Genomic DNA, 20376 nt, shown 5'->3' on the forward strand with positions numbered 1-20376 from the left:
GGCACCAAGTCGGTTCAAATAGCCCCGCAGGAATGCTACAATCAACGGTCGGGAACTGCGCGGCAGCAGGTTGACGAACTCCGCCAGGGCCGGAAGGCAGCAATGGTAAATCGATTCTCTGTGCGATGCAGTATTCCCGGCATTAAAGCGATTTCCCCGCTCTAAACCATCGGCAATAAGATGGCCTATCAATCCCTGTACCGCAAGTATCGCAGCCAAACTTTTGGCGATCTCATCGGGCAGGACCACGTTGTCCGAACACTCCAAAATGCGATCTCCAGCAGCCGCATTGCCCATAGTTTTCTGTTTACCGGGCCACGAGGAACTGGAAAGACCAGCACGGCACGTCTGCTGGCCAAAGCCTTGTGCTGTGAGAAAGGGCCAACAGCTGAGCCTTGCAATGAGTGTGAGATCTGCCTGAGCATCACCCAAGGTAGCTGCGTTGACGTTATCGAAATGGACGCTGCCAGCGAGAGCGGTGTGGATGATATTCGCGAGCAGATCGTTGAGGCTGTGGAGTATCAGCCGATGGTTTGCCGCTATAAGGTGTTCATCATCGACGAAGTCCATGACTTGAGCAGTAAGGCATTTGATGCGCTGCTCAAGACCGTCGAGGAGCCGCCTCCCCATATCGTCTTTATCCTAGCGACTACGGAATTCAACAAAGTTCCTCCCACCATTAGGTCGCGTTGTCAGAAGCACGAGTTTCACCGAGCCAGCATGGCGGACCTTGTTTCGCGGCTTCAATATGTCGCCGAGCATGAAGGTGTTCAAGCTGAGCCACAGGCTGTATCTGCAATTGCAAGGATGGCAGATGGCGGATATCGAGATGCTTTAACTCTGCTTGAACAAGCCATTTTAACCAGTGACGGTCACATCACCTTGCAGCAGGTTTACGATCAGCTCGGTCTTGTGAACGAAGAGGTTGTTGATCAAATCCTCGTAGCGATCAAAGACGGGAGCGTTCCGGAGATCATGGACCTCCTCGCTCAGATTGCTCGTCTCGGCAGAGATCCCAGGGCGATTTTGGAATCTCTGTTGTACCGTCTGTCGGATCTGACCAGAGCTTCCTATCAACTTGCAACTCCCGGCGTTGATGCGACTCGGGAAGCTTCGCTCCACGAGACGGCAGCTAGAGTAGGGCGTGATTCGATTCTGCGTCTACGTGGAGATCTCGCGGAGGCTCACAAGACGATCCGTGACATCACTCTGCCGAGACTTTGGTTAGAGAGTGAGCTTGTTCGGCTTTCGATGCCGACCACGCAGGTGGTTCAGGCTCCTTTGAGAGCGGCCGTTCAGCAAGAGACGCGTGCGCCTAGGCCAGTAGTCGAGCAGCCGAAACCTAAGATTGAGGAGCCTCATGTGACTCCCGAGGTCAACGTCGAAGTTCCTGCACCGGCATCTGTTGCAGTAAAACAGCTCACACCTGATACTCCTCACGGGATTTGGCAGCTTACGCTTGCTAAAGTTCCGGAAGAGACCCCAATGGGCCGGAAGTTGCAGGAGGCTGTATACGGCAGAGCAGAGGGTAATACGATTATCATTGAGCTCAGTCGCCAGTTTGACTATGATTGGATGCACGAGCGTCCGCAGAGAATCGGCCACCTGAACAAGCTTCTCCAAGAAGTGGGTGGCGAACAGTACGAGATACGATTCGAAGTGACCCGAAACAGTTCAGCGCTTGCAGAAGACAGCGGCGCGGTAGAATTGCCTCTTGAGGGTGGTCGACTCGAACAATTGATGAAGGACATCTTTGGGCAAGAACCTGATCCACCTCAGGCGCCCTAATTGAAGCGACTATTAAAACCTAACCATGAAACTTCCTAAGAACTTTGGCGGCTCCGGCTTCGGCGGCATGATGAAGCAGATGCAGGATGCGATGGCTCGCGCTCAGACCCTCGAGAATGAGCTCCAGGCGCAACGAATTGACATCGACAAGGGCCCAGTAAAGGCTATTTTTGACGGCACTGGCCAACTGCTCAAAATCTCGATCGACAAATCGGTCATCGATCCTGAAGACTCCGAGGCTCTCGAAGACCTGATCGTAGGTTGCGTGCGAGATGGCTTTACAAAGGCTACCGAAATGCGCAACGCGAAGGTCCAAGGCATCCTTCCTGACATGCCAGACATTCCTGGCCTCAATATGTAATCAACCCATGTGACGGCTGGGACTCTTTGCAGGGTTCCAGCCGTCGTTATGTTTAAGCCCTATGCTCTTTGCGCGTCCCCTCGCTGAACTAATTTCTGAACTTGAGAAGCTTCCCGGCGTTGGCCCGAAGTCTGCGCAACGTCTCGCGTATCATTTGCTCCGAGTGCCCGAGCAAGAGGCCAATCGTTTGGCGGATTCCATTCGAAACGCGAAGATCAAGCTGAGGTTTTGCGCACGGTGTCAGAACATCTCTGAGCAGGAGACCTGCGAAATCTGTCGCGATTCTCGTCGCGATCATTCCCTTCTCTGCATTGTCGCCGAACCCAAGGACATCGCCGCCATGGAGCGGATCCACGAGTATAAGGGCCACTATCATGTGCTCCACGGCTTGTTAAGCCCGATGGATGGCATTGGCCCTGAGCAGTTGCGGGTGAAGGAGTTGATCGCGACTCTGTCGGACGGCATGACTGAAGAGGTGATCCTAGCTACGAACCCCACCATCGAAGGGGATGCCACGGCGCTCTATCTAGCTCGCTTGCTGAAACCATTGGTCACCCGCGTGAGTCGCCTAGCGCACGGCATGCCCGTGGGTGGAGAGCTTGACTATGCTGACTCGGCTACTTTGCTGAGCGCCCTTGAGTACCGCCGAGAGATGTAGCGACCTGACGAGAGAGTTCTCTTGTTTGTACGGTTCCAATCTGAATGAGTAGGAAGTAGGACCAGAGCAGTACCGTCTCCATCAGAGAATCTAGCCAAGTTGCGGGAAACGCAGACCACCATGGGATCCCTTGAGCAGCGTATCGACTAAGTGTCGGTTCGTTTTCTTGGGTCTGTTTTTCGACAAGAGGTAAGTAGTTGTTTTCCGCGCGCTTCCAAAGTGAGTCCGCTTCTTTCCAAGAGATGACTTGCTCTAAAGACATATGTCCGTTGCGAATCCTGACACCGCGGTGAGGCTGTTTCGCATGAGCCAAATCTCCTCTGGATCGAGCGCGTGTGTAGCTTGTGAGTTGGCTCAAAAACTCTTGTCGGTTACTTTTGAGTCTCGCCTGGGTGGAAAGAAGTGTCTTGAGTTCGGACCGTGGGTAAGCGTAACCATCCTTCAAAGCGAAGCTACCGAGTGAGGCAATAGTCCAGATCAACAGGAAGGCAGGGACCAGAACTTGGACGAATGTTTTCCACTGGATTCTATTTTCGATCCAGCTAAGACTTACAACAAGTCCCATGGCTAAGATGAGACAGATAGCTAGAGACAAGCTATTGCATGTGAACGAGGCCGCGATCACACCAAAGGATCCCCAAAGACTCATGAACAGAACCCTTTGGCTTGATAATGACTTCATCGCGATGTAAATGAGATTACAGTTGAACTGCTCCCGCGGTTGCACCGGTCGTGAGAAATCAAGCCCTGCTTTTGCGGCTGTTTCTGCGCCGTTGGCCCAGAGCTATGCCAATTGCATTCATCAGGATTAGCCAGACAAAGGTGACTATTGCGACTATTGATTTGTATGGGAGATCTAGGCGAACCGTTTCCCACCATCCCGAGTGGACGGCACTCATCAGATTGGCTTTCTCCGCGTACTCTCTTCTGACAGCTTGCTGCAGAGCGCTTTCCATTGTTAGAAAATACTTGTTCCAGTCAGCAGACGCCTCAGCATAGGTCGGAACCGATCTTAAAACGAAGTCACTGTCGAAATATTCTCCTCCACTTTTCTTGATACGCTCACTCACTCCATCTCGAAGCGAGGGCGCTAAGTATCCATCTGACACGCGGAACTCACCAACATTGCTTGGGTTCGTTTCCTCAAGAAAGACCTTGTTTCCCGATCGAAGCACTTCGAGTCTGTCATTCAAATTGCGGATCAGATTATCGTTTTTGTCAGCGTGTCGCTTGATGACAGTGCCTCTGGCAATGGTGATGTCTCCTGAAGCTGCTCTGGAGAACCCTCCAAGAATGATTGAGAAAGCCAAGGCGGCACCTACCACGCCAGCAATTCTAAACCCGATAACTCTTTTCACCCGCATGGACCGGCGTATGAAGTGGAAACACATCCAAAGAAGAGGAATCCACATCCAGGTTAGTCTAAAATCCATTCCCGTAAACTGAGCGCCGAAGTCCACAGCTACGTCGGCACACACGGGAGCGCAGACGATTGCCGAACACCATAAGAGAGCTGCGCGTTCTGCCTCCCGGGCGGGGCCATGTCTGAGTACTCCGTAGAGTGATTCGGTGAACTTCACCGGGCTCCCAAAACAATTGAGAGCGTCTCCAGTGGGATCGTGCGAGCCGCTCGATTCATGTTCTTCGACAGCGTCTTGAAGATGTGCCCTTAATTCATCAAGTTGCTTTTTGAGTTCAACTGGTTCAAGCAAATCATGGAGATCCTGCTCGACGTCGTTGAGGAACCTCTCGATCCGAGGATTCATGAATGCCTCCGCTTTAGCGCTGCATCAAGTGCCACCCCGCATCCGTTCATCCAGGCTCCTGCAAACAGGGTGATCGCGAAGTTAATCAATGCATGAATAAAGGCAAGTGCCATGCGTTCTTTTGCATCTGGGATCCTCATCCGCCATCTTGATGTGTCGGCATCAAAGCTGCTGTCAGCTTTACGGAACGAGACTTCAGCTTCCGGAGCCGTTTGTACAGAGACGTATCGGATTCGATGAATTCCAAACGGATCTTTCTCGATTGGAACGACGTAAGCTGCAAGGTAGCCTCCTGACGGAGTCCGCTCGGGCTTCCCATCCCGCAACAATTTCTGCTTTGCCTTCAGCTGCGCTAATTCATTTTGAAAGTGCTCCATGAAAACTTTGTCATCTCGTCCGGATTCAGCAGCCAGATCGTTTGGAACCCAGGAGATCACTCCGTTCTGATCAATTGGTGCCCATAGTACGAAGAGGTGAGTAATAAGAATCGCGGTGCCAAGGATCGAAGCGAAGAGCAGCTTCTTAACATGCCATTTTCGTGCGATGAGAAGTCCGGCAACCGTATAAAAACCGAATCCTATCGCAAGCATAAGCCAGGCTGGATGCTTGTAAACGGCTAACTCTCTCAGAATCAGTTCCAAGTAAGGAGTGGCCAGCATAATGACGAAAAAAGTGATTGCTCCAAGTTGCAGTACCTTCTCCTTCTCGAAACCAAAGGAGTCTCGAAACTTAACATGTTCGTCGTGGTCGGTCACAGCTGAGCAGTACATGTCTTCAGAGCTTTCAAGCTTTTGAGCCATATCATGCCCTCCTCAGGCGTCTTCGTCGGTACAGCGCTTGGCCTATCGATGTGACTATGTTGTTTCCAATGGACAAGTCAGAAGCTCCTTGACTGCGTCTACACTCCAACACCGGTTTGCGTGGGTCGAGGATTGCGCCGACTCCCTTGGCGAACGCTTCCCAGTCAGATCTTTTCTTAGCAAGAGCTCCTGTTCCTTCGTCGGTCAGCCGATAGACCTTTCGAGCGGGTTTGCCTTCTTGGGGGATCCATGAGGCTACGATGAGTCCGTCTTGCTCCAGCGAATGAAGCGCCGGGTAGAGTTGGCCTTCTCCGTAGGAAAGGGCGGTTTCACTTAGCTGTCGGATGCGTTTGGCTATCTCGTAGCCGTGCATTTCGGTGCCGTCGAGCACCCCTAGAATTAACGCCTCTAAATCACCTTTGAATGACATTCATGCCTCTAAATCAACTATACATTGTTTTTAGAGGTATGAATGGAAAATATGTAAGAAGCCCTCGCCTTCAAATTAATGGAAGACGAGGGCTTGAACTGAACTACTTATGATAGTTGATCGCGATGTTGCACTCGGTGATGGACTGCGTGACGAGTTTCAGCACTTCGGCGCTTCGCTTGCCTGCGTTGGCGTTCATCTTGTTGAGGCCTAGGGAGGCGTCTTGAAGTGCGGCAAGGCCCCGCTTCATGGAATCGAGTGAGGCTGCAATTTGGGCAGCGGTGTATTGCTTCTTCGCACTTTTGAAGGCTGTAGTGTCTTTGGCGCCTTTGGCCGCGGCCTTCTTTGAAGCTTTCGCGGACTTCAATACGCGGTCCATAATTTCGAGCGCGTGGTGGCTCTTGTGGAGGGCATTGGCACGGTGACCGTGATAGATGGGCAGCGCGGCGGACATGTTGTCCACAGCGGCGATCAAGTCTTGTTGCAACAGGAGTAGGTCTTGCTTGCTGACCTGCTTTGTCGAACCTTTGATTGGCGACTGGGCGGCTGCCATGGCAGCTGCGACTGCGAACACACTTGCAATAAGAATCTTCTTTGAATTCATGTCTTCCTCATCTTCGGTAGACGCGAAAGGGCAGTGTAGGTTCAGTCAGATAGCCCAGAGAGAGTGACGGGTTTTAGAGGATGAGCTTGTCGATCAACTCGTCGTGACCGAAGTAAAAATGTTGAGAAAGTTCGCCGGGGCGAAGCCAGATCAGGGCTGGCGGGAGTCCATTGAGAACGAAACCTGCCACAGCCTGGCCTTCTTCTGCCGATACAGGGAGTGACCCGCCTGCGGTCACGATGAGGTGAAGGAGGTCTTCTTCACCCTCGAACTGGTATCGATAGCTGCCAAGAGTGCCGCTGAAGTCGTTTGGCTCCAGCCCAATGTTGATGAGCGCAAAGCGGTCATTGGGGCGCGAGAGGGAAGGGTTGAATTGCGGAAGTTTGATTGTTCGGTTATCTCGAATGAAATCAAGGACTCGGCGCATGATTTCGTCTCTTCGAGACTGTTCTTCGGCAGTGGGGACCAACTTCATGGTGCTTTCTGAACCGATTGCGCTGGCGGAGTCGGAGAGATTCGAACTCTCGAACCGGCTCAACACCGGTTACGCGATTTCCAATCGCGCTCCTTCGACCACTCGGACACAACTCCGCGCTGAGAAATAGTATAGCCCGTTTGACCCACCAGTCTCCATAGGTACGGACATACTTCTTGCAATGGTTGCATTTCGATCTTTTTTTGCTCTGTCGTTATTTGCCCTCGCGAGCGTTTCACATGCCCAACTCCCGTCGGAAACGGCTATCGACTCGTTTTTGGAGAAGGAGTTCAAGGCGAACCATTCCCCAGCAATGTCCGTGGCTGTGATGAAGGACGGCAAGGTGTACTTCGCGAAGGGCTATGGTTTCGCTAATTTGGAGAATGAAACCAAGGCAGAAGCGAATACCGTGTATCGTTTGGGAAGCATTACCAAGCAGTTCACTTCCACGATGATCATGCAGATGATTGACGAAGGGAAGCTCAAACTGGAACAGCCAGTGATCGAAGTTTTGCCCGACCTCCCCAAGGCGTGGGCGGCTGTAACCATTAAGCAGCTCTTGAATCACACCAGCGGAATCAAGAGCTATACGACTTTGCCCAACTTTATGGACATGGTTCTCAAGAAGACTGAGCCCAACGGTATTTGGAAAACCGTGGAGAAGGCTCCATTGGAGTTCGAGCCTGGGGCCAAATGGGATTACAACAATACGGGTTACTGCATCTTGGGCTGTGTGATTGAGAAATTAGACAAGCAGCCATACGCACAGTCGCTCTCAAAGAGAATTACTGGCCCCCTTGGCATGACACAAACGTATTTCGTGAGTAACACGGTGTTGGTCCCTCATCGAGCAAGTGGTTATTCCAAGACACCGAAAGGGTATGAAAACGCCCCATTCATCGATATGAGCTGGCCCCATGCTGCTGGAAGCATGGAGAGCACGGTGCTGGACATTGCAAAGTGGGACGCAGCTCTCTACACGGATAAGATCCTAAAGCAGGATAGCCTGCAAAAGATGTGGACCTCCACCCCGCTCAAGGGCGGAAAAGCAGAGCCATATGGGTTTGGTTGGCAACTTGGTGCGCTCAACGGGTTCAAAACCGTCGAGCACGGGGGTGGTATTCACGGCTTCGTTACCTATTTCAAACGCGTCCCTTCAAAGCAGTTGAGCGTGGTTGTGCTCTCTAATTGCATGGAAGCGGGCTCAGGCAAAGTCGCCGCCGATCTAGTTCTTTTTCTGGACCCGAGCCTGTCTCCAAAGCCGATTGTTGACAACGAGCCTAAGGTTACGGAGTTTCATAAGAAGGTGCTTCAGTCGTTCCTAGAAGCCAAGCTAGATATGAAGTTGTTCAGTCCGGAGATGCAGAAAGGGTTAGAGCACGTCGACCTCAAAGCGATGAGCGCGCAATTCAAAGCACTGGGGCCGGTAAATTCGTTTGAGCTCTTGGAGTCTGAAGTGAAAGATGGGATCAAGCTTCGCGCTTATCGAGTGAAGTTTGGTGACACGGCGCTGAAAGTTGTGGCAACCACGGATAAGGCTGGCCTGATCTCCGGCTTCATCGTCACGGGTCTCTAACTCGGAATCGATTGGGCGCCCAACTGGACATATTCGCGCCACCCGATGTTTCGATCTGAAATTCGGGTGGTGCGTCCTGCTTTGAGCGCCAGTTTGATCAGCTTTTCCATGTTGCCACCCTCGGCGACATTCACAAAATCGAGTCTCTTCGAGAGGCATGCCACGACCCGGTCTCGCACTTTGTTATTGACGCCTACGAAGTCTGCTTCTGGTCGGAAGGGGCTGACGACGAGGTCTGTTTTCGGATCGAACTCGTAGCGCCACAGCCTTGCCGCTCGAAACGCCTCATCTCGCAGATTGGCACCGAGAACATTGAACATTCCTCGATCGAGGCATAAGATACGAGGAGATCCCCATCGGAGAGGGACGATGGCTGAACGTTGATATTCGGGTCTATCGTGTCCGGTCACGAGGACTTCGCCTCCAAGGACACCTTCCTCCGTCAATTGTTCAATCAGTTCGAGGTCAGCAGGCCGTGCGTTGCGGGAGCTGAGAACGCAAAAGGTTTTAGCTTCCAGAAGTTTCTTGTTGCCGTAAAGGAATAGAACCCCGGGCGGATCTGGATCCATCTCTTCAATAAGGATTGGGTAGTGCGCGTCCGAGGCTACGACCAGCGTGACATCCAATCCCGTGAGTTTTTTCTCGAACTCTTCGATCTGCTTCCAGGTTTCTTTCGGGTTTGCAGTGAGGTGGGTGATCGCTTTGGGTGTCAGTCTATACTCTTCTTTCAGCGCTTCGGGTGAGAGCTTCAAAAAGTCTTCCGGAGATCGCCCGAGGAGTGCATCGCGGGTCATGACTCGGGTGACGGATCTGCCCCCAACGCCGGGCGTCATGGCAAGCATGAGAGCAAATGTACGCTGTGAAAGGCTCAATGGGCTGCGATTCTCCTCGCTGCTTCCAGCAGGATTTTTACTGCGTACTCGCCAGACTTTTCCATGCACTCCACGACCTCTTGATGGCTAAGCAAGGTTGGCGAGATTCCTGCTGCGAGATTCGTGACAATCGCTAGGCAGCCGTAATCGACTTCGGCCTCACGCATGAGTGTGGCTTCGCTTGCTGCGGTCATCCCTACGAGATCGCCTTTGAGCTGTTCATAGACTTTAATCTCATGAGGCGTCTCGTAGCGGGGACCGTTTAGGCAGACATAGACTCCGCCGGGTTGGATCTCCAGTCCTTCGTGTTCGCCAGCTGCTTGGAGAGCGGTGCGGCACTTTTCTGAATACGGATGGGTGAAATCTCGGTGAGTGACGGACCGATCAAAGAGTGTGAGGTTGCGATAGGTCAGATCGAGGAAGTCGGAGCAGGCCACGAGTGTTCCAGCAGTCCAGTCTCTGCGGAGACTTCCAACGGCTGCTGTGGCTAGACAGGCCTTCACTCCGATGGCTTTTAGCCCGAGGGCCATTGCAGCATAGTTCACTTTGTGCGGGGGGACTTTATGGCCCGCCGAGTGGCGACTGAGGAGCAGGCATGAAGCGCCATTTGCATCGAACTGCTTCCCACGAAGCACTCCGGCTGGGGTTGGGATGTGGAGAGGTGTGCCGCCTAGGGCCGCCAATCGGTCGCCGATGCCCGTTCCGCCTATGATCGCAACGTCGATCTTCATCTAGTTGAGAAGTATAGCAATCGTAACCAGTAAACTCTTTAAGTTATGACTCTTCGCGAGGTGTTACACGCTCACATCCCCACGCTCACCTCGGAAAGCACGGTGCGAGACGCGGTGGATAAGATGGATATCTACCAATTCCCAGCCCTAGTTGTGGTGGATAGTCAGCAGCAGCCTATTGTTGTTCTGACAGAAGGTGATCTATGCCGTGCAGTGACGACTCGGGACAGCCTAAGGTGCATGTCGGCAGAGCCTGCACATGTATATGGATCCAAAGAGCCAACGACTGCTCATGCAGATACCGAGATCGGCGAGGCGTTTCACAAAATGCTCAGCAGCGGCTTGACGATTCTCCCCGTGGTTGATGAAGGGAAGCTATGTGGCGTGGTTTTAAGGACCGATCTGATGCAGGCCATGCTCATGGATGCTGCGGATATGAGTGCTCATTAATTTGATGCTAACGATAGGTTTCTAAGCCTCGAAAGGATATAAGACATGCTTGAAGAAGGACAAAATTTTCCAGACTTTTCGTTGCCTGACCAGGATGGCAACACCGTAACTCTCAGCGATCTGAAAGGTCAGAAGTCAGTGGTCTATTTCTATCCAAAAGACGACACGACTGGTTGCACCGCAGAGGCATGTGGCTTCCAAGAATCGCTTCCAAACATTGCTGGTGCCAAAGTAGTTGGCGTGAGTCCCGATCCGGTTAAATCGCACCGTAAGTTTGCAGATAAGTACAACTTGAGCTTTACGTTGCTTGCAGATACCGAGAAGACTCTGATTGAAGCATGTGGCCTATGGGTGGAGAAGTCTATGTACGGCAAGCAATATATGGGCGTAGACAGAACCACCTTTGTATTAGACGAAAATGGGGTGATTTTAAAGGTTTTCCGAAAGGTAAAGCCGCAGGGTCATGCCGCCGAGGTCTTGGCAGTCATTAGCTAAAGTACACTCGACCCACTATGTCTGAAAAAGTTACGGCCCCACGCGTTCGCGCCATGCGCGAACGGGGCCAAAAGATCGTTTGTGTAACTGCATACGATTCCGTTCAAGGTGCAATCGCCGATGAGGCTGGTGTCGATGTCATTCTAGTCGGCGATAGTGTTGGAAACGTTTTGCTGGGTTACACGACCACGGTTCCTGTGACTCTTCAGCAGATGATCCACCACACTGCAGCGACACGCGCAGGTGTGAAGCGCGCGCTCTTAGTGGCGGACCTCCCGTTCGGAAGTTATCAATCCAGTGTGGCGCAAGCTGTGGACAGTTCGGTGGCTCTGATGAAAGCTGGCGCCGAGGCCGTTAAGCTCGAAGGTGATTACCCGGAAGCGGTGGCGGCTATTGTCAAGGCCGGTATTCCCGTGATGGGCCACTTGGGCATGACCCCACAATCGATCAATCAATTTGGTGGCTTCCGTGTTCAAGGGCGTGGTCCAGAGGGCGACGCGGTGTTGAGTGCAGCGAAGAGCATTTGCGCAGCAGGCGTTTTTTCGATTGTTTTAGAACTGATCCCCGCCGCTCTTGCGGAGCGAATCACAGATGAAGTTGAGTGTCCGACGATTGGAATCGGCGCGGGAGCCCTGTGCAGCGGCCAAATTCAGGTGATGCACGACGTATTAGGATTGAGCGTAGGCTCGTTTCGCCATGCGAAACAGTATGTGCAAGGCCGTGACCTCCTTACGAAGGCATTGCAGCAATACTCGGAGGAAGTACGCGAGCAATCATTCCCAACAAGTGAGCATAGCTTTTGAAAATCATTGATAGCATTTCGGAGTTACGTGCAACCTTAAGTGGCGAAGTGGCACTTGTCCCCACCATGGGAGCATTTCATTCAGGGCATTTAGCCCTGATGTCCGAGGCAAAGAACCGCGCACTTACCGTGGTAACTTCACTATTCGTCAACCCAACGCAGTTTGGCCCCAACGAAGATTTCAATCGCTATCCTCGTGATTTGGATGCAGATGCCGAAATGGCGGAGTCCGTTGGTGTGGACGTTCTATTTGCGCCTACCGTGCAAGACATCTATCCCCGACCAGGTTGTACCATACATGTACCAGAGGTTTCGGAACGGTATGAAGGAGCGCATAGGCCTGGACACTTCGATGGTGTTGCTACAGTAGTTTGTAAGCTTTTCAATATCGTTCAACCGACCGTCGCGCTTTTCGGACTTAAGGATCTCCAGCAGTGCATGGTCATCCGCCGGATGGTGGAAGATCTCAATTTGAACCTGAAACTAGAGTTTCTTCCTACTGTTAGAGAAGATGACGGCCTTGCTATGTCAAGCCGTAATCGGTACCTTTCATCCGATGAAAGAGCCATTGCACCTGCTCTACATGAAGAATTGGTGAATGCAAAGTTAGCGTTGAACGATAGGTCAGAGGACACACTATCAATCTTAGAAGATGCGAAAACCCGACTCAATCTAAAGGGATTTGATGTCGATTATTTCGACTTGGTAAATCTGGAGACGATGTCTCCAGTACTAGATCGTGCGCAGGACACAGCAATTATTACGGCTGCTAGATTAGGCAAAACGCGATTGATAGATAACGTGTTGGTTTAATCATCATAAATAGCGCATAAGAATGTTCTCTAAATAGTGCATAAGAGCATTGCAATCGTGCATCATTTTATCAACACCGCACGTCAGGTTTATAAGGGATATGGCAAACAATCAAAACAACGACCCAAAGACAGTTCAGAACGTAAAGAACTCACTGAAGTTTAAGGCTCAAGAGCGAGACGGCATTCTTAGCGTCCGCGTAGGTGTCAAGAAGTACAATCTGCCTGTCAAGGCGAGAATGCTTAGTGGTTCGGAATATCTGTTCTTGTCCTTCCCAGCTTCTTCAGAGCTCTACCGTGTTGCTAACAAAGACATCACTCCTATGGATCGTGATGAAGATGCGGCGCACGCTTATGAAGCCTTGAACCCTGGACGACGTGCAAGACGACGACGAGCTGGCGGCGTTGATATGCCAGATGAACTTTCGGCCGCGCTAAAAAGCCTTCCGACCGGGTATAAAATTGGATACGGCACAGACGGAACCCCTAAACTGGTTCGCACACGACGCCGTGGAAAAAAGGCATAATAAAGAAAAGTTTGCCCCTGTAGCTCAGTGGTAGAGCAGCTGTTTTGTAAACAGCGGGTCGCGGGTTCGAGTCCTGTCGGGGGCTCCAGTTTTATACTGGAGCGAGAGGCTAGAGAAAAGATTCTCTAGCCTCTTTTTGTTTCTCTGACTAAGTGTCGCCACCCTGTACATTTGCTGGAATAGACCGACTATTTGAGTGTGCGAAGTGATGCTTGGGAGCTTTTTGATCCATCGATAGCTCCACGAGATGGTGACCTGACGACCTATTTGCGGTGCGTCTTGTTACGCTGTGGCGAGTGGTTCAATGCTTCGGGTGCGACCATCTTCTTGCACGAGGAAGGTATTCAATTCGCTCTTGCTGCCGCAGTAGGCACAGAAAACACGATTCCAGCCGACAGCAAGGTCGTTGTCGGACGAGGTGTGGCGGGCATTTGTTTGGAAAGCGGCAAGCCCATGTTGGTGGGCGACCCATCGAAGGATCCAACGCTCGCGGGAAAGCTGGACCGGCTCCGACCGGAGCTTGGAACGGCTCTGGTTGTTCCACTCACCTTGCCTGATGGCAGCCGATCCGGTGTGATGAATCTCTCAAGGTCAGCGGGGGCCGATGCATTTAACGGAGATGATCTCGGACTTGCTACTGCTCTCGGGTACCAGATTGCGCTTGCTGTTGGAAATGCCAAGCTTCTTGTCGAAACCAATCGATCGCACGAAGAACTGACCAGCGTGGTAGAAGCGATGCCGATGGCTGTCTTTGTGTATCGCCCCGATGGAAGCATGGCACGTGCCAATGCAGCAGCCAGAGATCTTCTGCTCAATGAACAGGATTGGTTGCCCACGGCTGATGAGCCTGAGGGCAGACGGAAGGTTTTTGATAGGTGTTCCGACAGGACATGGCAGATTCGGTGTGTCAGGCCTACCGGTTCGGTGGTCATCACGGTGGAAGAGATCACTTTCCAAGAACGAGAAGACCGAGAACGGAATCGGATCAAACGCTTGGCGGAGATTGGACAGATGTCTGCTGCGATTGCGCATGAGATTCGAAATCCTCTCACAAGTATTCGGAGCGCCGCACAGATGGTGACCCTTGCACCGGAACAAGCGGACGAGTTTGCGAAGATCATCGAGGAAGAGGTTGGGAAGCTCAACGATCTTTGTGAGGAGTTCCTGGAGTTTGCTCGTCCTTTACCCTTGAGGTGTGTGCCGACGACTCTGGCTGAAATTTGCACCAACCTCATTGCCAAAGACCGCAGAGTTTTAGAAGAAAAAGGAATCTCCCTCCATCTGGAGACGCCGGGCACATCGCCGACAATGTACTTGGATGTGCTCCGTGTGGAGCAAGTCTTGAGAAATCTCATCCGCAATGCTGCTGAGGCGTGTACGGATCACGGATTTGTGCTTGTGCGCGTAGAAGACACAGCTTTTGAAGTAGAGGATAACGGCATAGGAATGGATGAGCAGACAGTTGACAAGCTTTTTACACCCTTCTTTACGATGAAGGCCCAAGGCACAGGATTGGGCTTAAGCAACGTCCGGAAGATTGTGGAGGCCCATGGCGGTTCCATATCGGTGGAGAGTAGGGCGGGCTATGGCACATGTTTCCGAATTGATTTTGGGAGAGACGATTGAGCACGAAAAGACTTTTAGTTGTTGACGACGAACCCAACATTCGACGCATTCTGCAGGTGGCGTTCGACAAGATTGGCTATCAGACGGTTTTAGCGGAGGATGTATTTGGCGCGCTGCAAGCACTAGAGCGCGAATCGTTCGATTGTGTGCTCAGCGACGTAACGATGCCAGGTAGGACAGGATACGAGTTGCTTGAATCCATCAAGGCCAAAACTCCTGATTTGCCAGTTGTCTTGATGACGGCATTCGGCACAATTCCGCAAGCTGTTTCAGCGATTCGAAACGGTGCTTTCGAATATGTCACGAAGCCGTTTGATCTTGATAGCCTGAAAAAGGTGGTCACGAGCGCCATGGCAGGTGGGGAGAGTGCTCCCAGCGCAAAGAAAGGGAGGAAGTCTGCAGAAGCTCCAAGCGAAGCGTTTCTGGCTTATGCTCCTGGCATGATAGAGGTTCGTGATCTGGTTGAACAGGTCGCGGATTCAAGGGCTACTGTCATGATTGGTGGTGAGAGCGGGGTCGGAAAAGAAGTCATTGCCCGTGCGCTTCACTTGCAATCGAGCCGAGCGAAGAAGCCGTTCGTTGCTGTAAGTTGCGCGGCCATCCCAGAAACTCTGATTGAAGCGGAGCTTTTTGGATATGAGAAGGGTGCGTTTACCGGTGCACAAGCCGCGAAACCAGGGCGCTTTGAAATGGCCCATGAAGGAACTCTGTTTCTTGATGAGATTGGAGAACTCCCGATGGCAACTCAGGTGAAGCTGCTGCGCGTCTTGCAAGAGCGAGAGTTTGAGAGACTAGGCTCAACCAAACCGACAAAGGTGGACGTTCGTGTGGTGACCGCAACTCACCGAGACTTAAGAGCCGCTGTCGAAGAGGGGACTTTCCGCCTAGACTTATTGTATAGGTTGCAGGTTGTTGAGATAAGTGTTCCAGCACTTCGAGACCGAAAAGAGGACATCGTCCCGCTGGCAAACCTCTTCCTAAATAGATTTGCTCGTGAAAATACGAGGGAAGCCTTGACCGTTCCCGAAGATGTTGAGAGGGCTCTACACGCCTATTCTTGGCCTGGAAACGTTCGAGAACTGGAAAATACGATGGAAAGAGCAACTGTGCTTGCCCCATCAAGTGCTGCATCGCTAAGTATGAGTTTGTTACCCGCTAACATGCGTGTAGCTGCTTAGTAGATCTGCTAGTCGGGTCCTAGGACAACAGTGTCTTAACAATCCGATGCGGTACACTTTGATTTAATCGAAGACGATTAATTGGAAACCGGACGAAGCTCTGTCCGATCTCGTGCACGTTGGCCGTGCAGATCAACAGGAGGCAAATAATGATCGTCGGAGTCCGAAAGTTACATTTCTTTGCGCAGCCGATTCGCCTGGTGCGATTCTTTAAGCTGCAGAAGGCCGCTGCCAAGGTAGAAGGCAAGAGCAACAAGAGCCGCTCTTTCTTCAAGTCTTGGGAGCAAATGCACACGGAACAAGCGAACTTGATTCTCAATCAGATTATCAAGTAAATCAAAAATCGAAAGCCCTCACGAAAGTGAGGGCTTTTTTGTGCATTTCATTTGTGGTGGACCCGATTCGAGGTGGGACTTTGAACGAACCCTGCGCTCGGTCAGTCACAACTTCTAGTAACTGAAATTTGTAAGGAATTGGAGCTGAGTGTCACAGGCTCGGAACCGATGGGGTCCAATTCTCCTCAAATTATCTAAGAGGTGCCGGGTGGTCCTTTCTACCTAGCCGGAAAAACCCTCTCAAAAATCAAACATCTCAGTTGTAATAAGTTGTGTGAGTTCAATTTCCAACGAAGTTAGGCTCCTGACAGAAAGCGTTCATGATCCCTTCATAAAGCGTAATCTACACTATATGAAAGTAGGCCCAATGGCCCCGTTAAGGAACTGAGAAGCCGCTTAAATTGTCTCTGTTTGTATAACCACTGTTATGTGGCCTTGTACACAAGAGTGTTGTCCGAAAAGGATGCGAGGATCATGTCGATACAATCAAATACACTAAGTCAGAAAGAGGAAATCCGATTCAACGAATTGATGTCTGAATCGTATCGGAAGGTTTATAACATGGCTTTCCGATTGTCTGGCAACCGACCCGATGCGGAGGACTTAACGCAGGAAGCGTTCTACAGGGCATACCGCTCGTTCCACGAGTTCGAGGGTGATCGCCCGTTCGAGAACTGGATATTCCGGATCGTTACTCGACTCTTCCTCGACCTCCTGCGCAGTAGAAAGCGCAGGGTGAAAGTTGTGTCCTACGACACACCCATCAGTCGAGAAGGAGGAGATGACAATCTGTTCTTCGACATGCCGGACCACTCTCCGAACCCAGAAGAGCAGTTTCTAAACGGTGACTTCAGCGAAGAGTTGCACCAGGCTATCAACACGCTTACAGCTGAGCAGCGGCTATTGATAACGCTTGCAGATATCGAGCAGATTCCATACAAGGAGATTGCTGAGATGCTTGACAAGCCAGTCGGAACCATTCGCTCTCGACTCCATCGAACACACAAGGCACTCAGACAGAAACTTGATCAGATTCGCCGCGAGAGTCAGCCAGTTGCTGTGAAGAAGCGAGGATTCAAACTCCTTTCAAACTCAGCTTAATGAGTGAAGAGCTGCCCTTGGGCAGCTCTATTCTTGCTTGCTTGTGATGTCAAATAAGGTCTCAAGTGTCTGCCTGAAAGCAGCCCACTCATTCTTTCCTATTGATGCGGCCCATTCTGCTTCCAACTCGGCGCTTTTTGCGATCAGGTACTCCTGGGCAGCGACTCCTTTCTTGGTAAGAATAGACAGCTTTGCGCGACCATCTTCTGGGTCGGGAATGCTTTCTAAATACCCTCTCGCTTCAAGGTCGGAGATGAGGTAGGCCATGCTTTGTTTGGTCATGCCCGCCGCCCGGGCAAGGTCGACGGGACGACTACCATCGATCGAAATGTAGCGAAAAATAGGACTGTGTGAAGGACGGACGTGTGGGAAACCAGATTCTGAAGCCTCCGTAAAAACAGCTTCTTGCAGGGCTTCATATGGACGTCGGAGCAGAGCACCTAGAGTGCGGCGCTGTTCAGTAAGATTGGGCCTAGACAATATAGGACCATGTTGACACATAGTCAGTTTAACTGTCTATAATGATCGAGCAATATGATTAAAACTCCTGACCTCGACACTAAGAATCGAGCCCAGTCACTCAAAGGACTCCAAGTCTTAGGAATTACGATTGATGTGCTCCTCACGAAAGAGCAGACGGGTGGGCTCTACTCTGCCTACAAATGTCTGGTACCTCCTGAAGCGGGTCCTCCGCCTCACATACACGAGGCATTTGATGAGGCCTTTACGATCCTTCATGGGAATCTTGAGGTGTTCGTCAATGGCGAGTGGAGTCTTTTAGAACAAGGAGACACGAGATTTATTGCTCGCGGAGTTGCTCACGCTTTTCGTGGAGCTGGCAGCGAACCTTGTTTGTTTATAGGGATCGCAACACCGGGAGGTCACGAGAACTTCTTCTACGACATGGACGCTCTGTCTAACCCAACCCGTGAAGACATCTTTGCCGTGCTGGAAAAGAACCAGATTGTTCCTGCTTGAATGTTCTTCGGGTTGGGGTTGCTGCTGCAGCAACCCCAACGTCTTAGGCTGCTTTCTTTAGAACTTCGCACGACATGACGTGATCCAGGGGAACGTCTCCGCGATCCGTAATAAAGCAAGGACCTGCTTTTTTAACATGAGCCACTGTGAACACGTGGGCTTCTTCCGTGTGGTGCTTACCTCCGCCGTCCAGAATGGTTAACCGAACGTCATCCCCTTTATGCTCTTTTGCCTCTTCCATAAGCAGTGTCTTTATGCCATCAACCATAGAATAGGTGATCGGACGTGATCGATCTCTTCAGTCCTGAAAGGCGTGCGGGGTTTTTGAATTGGGAGGTGTTTTGCCGTGCAAGGGGCATTTTTACACGGCAGATACTCGTCAAATTAGGCGCGTGAGAAGATGACTTTGGTGCCGTTAGCGTTTGGCGGAGTCATGGTGATTGTCTTTCCGTTTGCGCTGAGGGTCATGGTCGCAGGCTTCTGGGTGCCCTTGCGGCTAGTGTTTGTCATGGTGATGGTGTTGCCGCTGATGGACCACTTACCAGTGTCCTTGGGGGCCTTTTCGGCACCAGGAACGCCCGTTACGGTTACCTCGTAGCTCTTGTCCTTCTTGAACGTGAGGTGAACGACCATCTTCGCGAACATGGACTTTGCCATTTCCATCTGCTGTTGTTGCTGTGGACTCTTGGCTGCAGGCATCTGCATAGAAACTTTACCGTTCCACTTTCCGACGACGCTCTGCGCAGCAAAGCTAGCGCCAGCAACCATGACCAAGCAAGCGACTAAGCTAGCTTTGTTGAGAACTACCATTCAAGTGTTGTACCTGGTTGTGGCCAAAGATGGAAGATATGCTTATCTCGTTGGGACGTTAATTGGGCCTTAGGTCAACCGATTTTGTTGAGTAACGAACGATCAGTTCTGTCAAGTATGTGTGGCCCGACGAAGGTTCACCCGTCTCAATATGTCGGATGAGGCTCTTGAACGCGTCACTGGCCATATCTTCAAGAGGTTGGCGAACCGTGGTCAGAGGGGGAACAAAGGCCTTGCTGAGCGCCGCATCGTCGAACCCGATCACGCTCAAGTCTTTAGGTATATCCAGACCCGCCGCTCTCGCTGCCTCAATGAGTCCGAAAGCCGTTTCGTCATTTGCGCAATAGATGGCTGTCGGGCGGTTTTCGAGTTGAAGGAAGTGCTGCATGGCTCGTCCACCAGCGGCTCGGCTGTAATCGCCAGGGACAATGTACTCCTCAGGTAGTTCTAGGTTGGAGTCAGCCATGCAATGCTTGAAGGTAGCTAATCGAATGTCTGAATCGGTGGCGCTGGTTCTGCCCGTGACATGCGCGATTTTTGTATGTCCGAGCGAAACCAGGTGCTGGAATGCCAGGCGAGTCCCTTGCTCGTTGTCAGATTCGAAGCAGGGTCCGCGACCTCTCCAGGTACTTGCGATGACGGCATAAGGGAAAGTTAAGTCTGCCAGGGCGTTGAGCGTGGCACTGTCCTTTGGAGGAGCAATGAAAATAAGCCCATCGATTCTGGAGTCGAGCAGCTCATTTGCAAATCCGCCGGGTGTCGAGCGATCGAATGCGGTGAGGATCAATATGTCGTAAGAAAACTCCTCCGCACTGTTCACGAGAGAGTTGAGCACCTCATGAAAGAACGACCCCCTCGGTTGGTGCGGCCGAGTTTCGGGTGGGACAATGCCGATGGTGTGACAGCGACGGGTTACAAGCGAACGGGCAACGCGATTTGGCCGATAGCCTAGCTCCAAAGCAGCCGCTTTGACCGCAATCCGGACCGCTTCTGAGACGGGTTTTGGGCCGCCGTTCAGGGCATAACTGACCGTGCTTACGGACAGGTTTAACTGCTTGGCAATGTCTTTAATCGTTACGGCCATGGTGTTCTGAAGGAACTTAAGGGTGACGAAGTTTACAACGATCGAGCAAAATGCGCGCCCCTTCCGCGAATCTTGACCCAAATATTCGCTTGTATCCCAAAACTTGGTCGTACTACC

General features: G+C 51.7%; 26 protein-coding genes, 2 tRNA genes and 1 other RNA gene. 16 read left to right on the top strand and 13 right to left on the bottom strand.

Annotated elements, in window-relative coordinates; all coding sequences use genetic code 11:
- Window positions 1-46: 46 nt before the first annotated feature.
- The 4 genes from ffs (at window position 47) to recR (ending at window position 2807) form a co-directional block, all read left to right on the top strand.
- An RNA gene (gene ffs, locus ACZ51B_RS17660) (signal recognition particle sRNA small type) lies at window positions 47-145 on the top strand.
- A gap of 35 nt (window positions 146-180) precedes the next feature.
- Entirely contained in the window at window positions 181-1788 is a 1608-nt protein-coding gene (dnaX, locus tag ACZ51B_RS17665; RefSeq protein ID WP_464294661.1) for a DNA polymerase III subunit gamma/tau, read from the top strand.
- A 25-nt stretch (window positions 1789-1813) separates the two neighbouring features.
- Window positions 1814-2149 (top strand): YbaB/EbfC family nucleoid-associated protein, encoded by a 336-nt coding sequence (locus ACZ51B_RS17670; RefSeq protein WP_464294662.1) that lies wholly within the window; start codon window positions 1814-1816, stop codon window positions 2147-2149.
- Window positions 2150-2210: 61 nt separating this feature from the next.
- Window positions 2211-2807: a recombination mediator RecR gene (gene recR, locus ACZ51B_RS17675; RefSeq protein ID WP_464294663.1), complete on the top strand. Its 597-nt coding sequence runs from the start codon at window positions 2211-2213 to the stop codon at window positions 2805-2807.
- Here recR and ACZ51B_RS17680 read toward each other — a convergent pair.
- The 7 genes from ACZ51B_RS17680 to ACZ51B_RS17710 all read right to left on the bottom strand — a co-directional run bounded on the left by ACZ51B_RS17680 (window position 2767) and on the right by ACZ51B_RS17710 (window position 6998).
- Window positions 2767-3372: a hypothetical protein gene (locus ACZ51B_RS17680; RefSeq protein WP_464294664.1), complete on the bottom strand. Its 606-nt coding sequence runs from the start codon at window positions 3370-3372 to the stop codon at window positions 2767-2769. The genes recR and ACZ51B_RS17680 overlap by 41 nt on opposite strands.
- A gap of 175 nt (window positions 3373-3547) precedes the next feature.
- A complete protein-coding gene (locus tag ACZ51B_RS17685; protein WP_464294665.1) occupies window positions 3548-4573 on the bottom strand; it encodes a hypothetical protein in 1026 nt (341 codons plus the stop codon).
- Complete coding sequence (locus ACZ51B_RS17690) at window positions 4570-5373, bottom strand: hypothetical protein (RefSeq protein ID WP_464294666.1); 804 nt, start codon at window positions 5371-5373, stop codon at window positions 4570-4572. The genes ACZ51B_RS17685 and ACZ51B_RS17690 overlap by 4 nt, the downstream gene beginning before the upstream one ends.
- Before the next feature lies 1 nt (window position 5374).
- Entirely contained in the window at window positions 5375-5803 is a 429-nt protein-coding gene (locus ACZ51B_RS17695; protein ID WP_464294667.1) for a PadR family transcriptional regulator, read from the bottom strand.
- A gap of 103 nt (window positions 5804-5906) precedes the next feature.
- Window positions 5907-6407, bottom strand: coding sequence for a hypothetical protein (locus tag ACZ51B_RS17700; RefSeq protein WP_464294668.1), 501 nt, complete (start codon window positions 6405-6407; stop codon window positions 5907-5909).
- Between the two features lie 73 nt (window positions 6408-6480).
- Window positions 6481-6948 carry a hypothetical protein gene (locus ACZ51B_RS17705; RefSeq protein WP_464294669.1) on the bottom strand — a complete coding sequence of 156 codons (468 nt, stop codon included), beginning with the start codon at window positions 6946-6948 and terminating at the stop codon, window positions 6481-6483.
- A tRNA-Ser gene (locus ACZ51B_RS17710) sits at window positions 6906-6998 on the bottom strand. The genes ACZ51B_RS17705 and ACZ51B_RS17710 overlap by 43 nt, the downstream gene beginning before the upstream one ends.
- A gap of 65 nt (window positions 6999-7063) precedes the next feature.
- On the opposite strand from ACZ51B_RS17710, the gene ACZ51B_RS17715 reads away from it, so the two are divergent.
- Entirely contained in the window at window positions 7064-8458 is a 1395-nt protein-coding gene (locus tag ACZ51B_RS17715) for a serine hydrolase domain-containing protein (RefSeq protein ID WP_464294670.1), read from the top strand.
- Here ACZ51B_RS17715 and ACZ51B_RS17720 read toward each other — a convergent pair.
- Window positions 8455-9330, bottom strand: coding sequence for a DNA-processing protein DprA (locus tag ACZ51B_RS17720; protein WP_464294671.1), 876 nt, complete (start codon window positions 9328-9330; stop codon window positions 8455-8457). The genes ACZ51B_RS17715 and ACZ51B_RS17720 overlap by 4 nt on opposite strands.
- Window positions 9327-10061 carry an MTAP family purine nucleoside phosphorylase gene (locus tag ACZ51B_RS17725; protein WP_464294672.1) on the bottom strand — a complete coding sequence of 245 codons (735 nt, stop codon included), beginning with the start codon at window positions 10059-10061 and terminating at the stop codon, window positions 9327-9329. Before ACZ51B_RS17725 ends, ACZ51B_RS17720 begins: the two co-directional genes overlap by 4 nt.
- Window positions 10062-10106: 45 nt before the next feature.
- On the opposite strand from ACZ51B_RS17725, the gene ACZ51B_RS17730 reads away from it, so the two are divergent.
- From ACZ51B_RS17730 to ACZ51B_RS17775, 10 genes are all read left to right on the top strand, one after another.
- Window positions 10107-10511 (top strand): CBS domain-containing protein, encoded by a 405-nt coding sequence (locus ACZ51B_RS17730; protein ID WP_464294673.1) that lies wholly within the window; start codon window positions 10107-10109, stop codon window positions 10509-10511.
- A gap of 45 nt (window positions 10512-10556) precedes the next feature.
- Window positions 10557-11006, top strand: a complete 450-nt coding sequence (gene bcp / locus ACZ51B_RS17735; protein ID WP_464294674.1) for a thioredoxin-dependent thiol peroxidase — start codon at window positions 10557-10559, stop codon at window positions 11004-11006.
- 17 nt (window positions 11007-11023) lie between these two features.
- The gene (panB, locus tag ACZ51B_RS17740; protein WP_464294675.1) at window positions 11024-11809 is read left to right on the top strand and encodes a 3-methyl-2-oxobutanoate hydroxymethyltransferase; all 786 of its coding nucleotides are present in this window, start codon (window positions 11024-11026) and stop codon (window positions 11807-11809) included.
- Entirely contained in the window at window positions 11806-12621 is an 816-nt protein-coding gene (panC, locus tag ACZ51B_RS17745) for a pantoate--beta-alanine ligase (RefSeq protein ID WP_464294676.1), read from the top strand. Before panB ends, panC begins: the two co-directional genes overlap by 4 nt.
- Window positions 12622-12721: 100 nt before the next feature.
- Complete coding sequence (locus tag ACZ51B_RS17750; RefSeq protein WP_464294677.1) at window positions 12722-13147, top strand: hypothetical protein; 426 nt, start codon at window positions 12722-12724, stop codon at window positions 13145-13147.
- A 13-nt stretch (window positions 13148-13160) separates the two neighbouring features.
- Window positions 13161-13235, top strand: a tRNA-Thr gene (locus tag ACZ51B_RS17755).
- Between the two features lie 110 nt (window positions 13236-13345).
- Window positions 13346-14773: an ATP-binding protein gene (locus tag ACZ51B_RS17760; protein ID WP_464297198.1), complete on the top strand. Its 1428-nt coding sequence runs from the start codon at window positions 13346-13348 to the stop codon at window positions 14771-14773.
- The gene (locus ACZ51B_RS17765; RefSeq protein ID WP_464294678.1) at window positions 14770-15951 is read left to right on the top strand and encodes a sigma-54-dependent transcriptional regulator; all 1182 of its coding nucleotides are present in this window, start codon (window positions 14770-14772) and stop codon (window positions 15949-15951) included. The genes ACZ51B_RS17760 and ACZ51B_RS17765 overlap by 4 nt, the downstream gene beginning before the upstream one ends.
- Window positions 15952-16100: 149 nt before the next feature.
- A complete protein-coding gene (locus ACZ51B_RS17770) occupies window positions 16101-16286 on the top strand; it encodes a hypothetical protein (protein WP_464294679.1) in 186 nt (61 codons plus the stop codon).
- A gap of 531 nt (window positions 16287-16817) precedes the next feature.
- A complete protein-coding gene (locus ACZ51B_RS17775) occupies window positions 16818-17387 on the top strand; it encodes a sigma-70 family RNA polymerase sigma factor (protein ID WP_464297199.1) in 570 nt (189 codons plus the stop codon).
- A 27-nt stretch (window positions 17388-17414) separates the two neighbouring features.
- On the opposite strand, the gene ACZ51B_RS17780 is transcribed toward ACZ51B_RS17775, so the two are convergent.
- Window positions 17415-17867 carry a MarR family winged helix-turn-helix transcriptional regulator gene (locus tag ACZ51B_RS17780; RefSeq protein ID WP_464294680.1) on the bottom strand — a complete coding sequence of 151 codons (453 nt, stop codon included), beginning with the start codon at window positions 17865-17867 and terminating at the stop codon, window positions 17415-17417.
- A 54-nt stretch (window positions 17868-17921) separates the two neighbouring features.
- Between ACZ51B_RS17780 and ACZ51B_RS17785 the strand changes: the two genes are divergently transcribed.
- Entirely contained in the window at window positions 17922-18365 is a 444-nt protein-coding gene (locus ACZ51B_RS17785; RefSeq protein ID WP_464294681.1) for a cupin domain-containing protein, read from the top strand.
- 43 nt (window positions 18366-18408) lie between these two features.
- On the opposite strand, the gene ACZ51B_RS17790 is transcribed toward ACZ51B_RS17785, so the two are convergent.
- The 3 genes from ACZ51B_RS17790 to ACZ51B_RS17800 all read right to left on the bottom strand — a co-directional run bounded on the left by ACZ51B_RS17790 (window position 18409) and on the right by ACZ51B_RS17800 (window position 20259).
- Window positions 18409-18606, bottom strand: a complete 198-nt coding sequence (locus ACZ51B_RS17790) for a hypothetical protein (RefSeq protein ID WP_464294682.1) — start codon at window positions 18604-18606, stop codon at window positions 18409-18411.
- A 143-nt stretch (window positions 18607-18749) separates the two neighbouring features.
- Window positions 18750-19175 (bottom strand): lipocalin-like domain-containing protein, encoded by a 426-nt coding sequence (locus ACZ51B_RS17795; protein WP_464294683.1) that lies wholly within the window; start codon window positions 19173-19175, stop codon window positions 18750-18752.
- A 58-nt stretch (window positions 19176-19233) separates the two neighbouring features.
- Window positions 19234-20259, bottom strand: a complete 1026-nt coding sequence (locus ACZ51B_RS17800) for a LacI family DNA-binding transcriptional regulator (RefSeq protein WP_464294684.1) — start codon at window positions 20257-20259, stop codon at window positions 19234-19236.
- Window positions 20260-20376 lie beyond the last annotated feature (117 nt).

The organism is Fimbriimonas sp. LA-C6 (genome assembly GCF_055398105.1).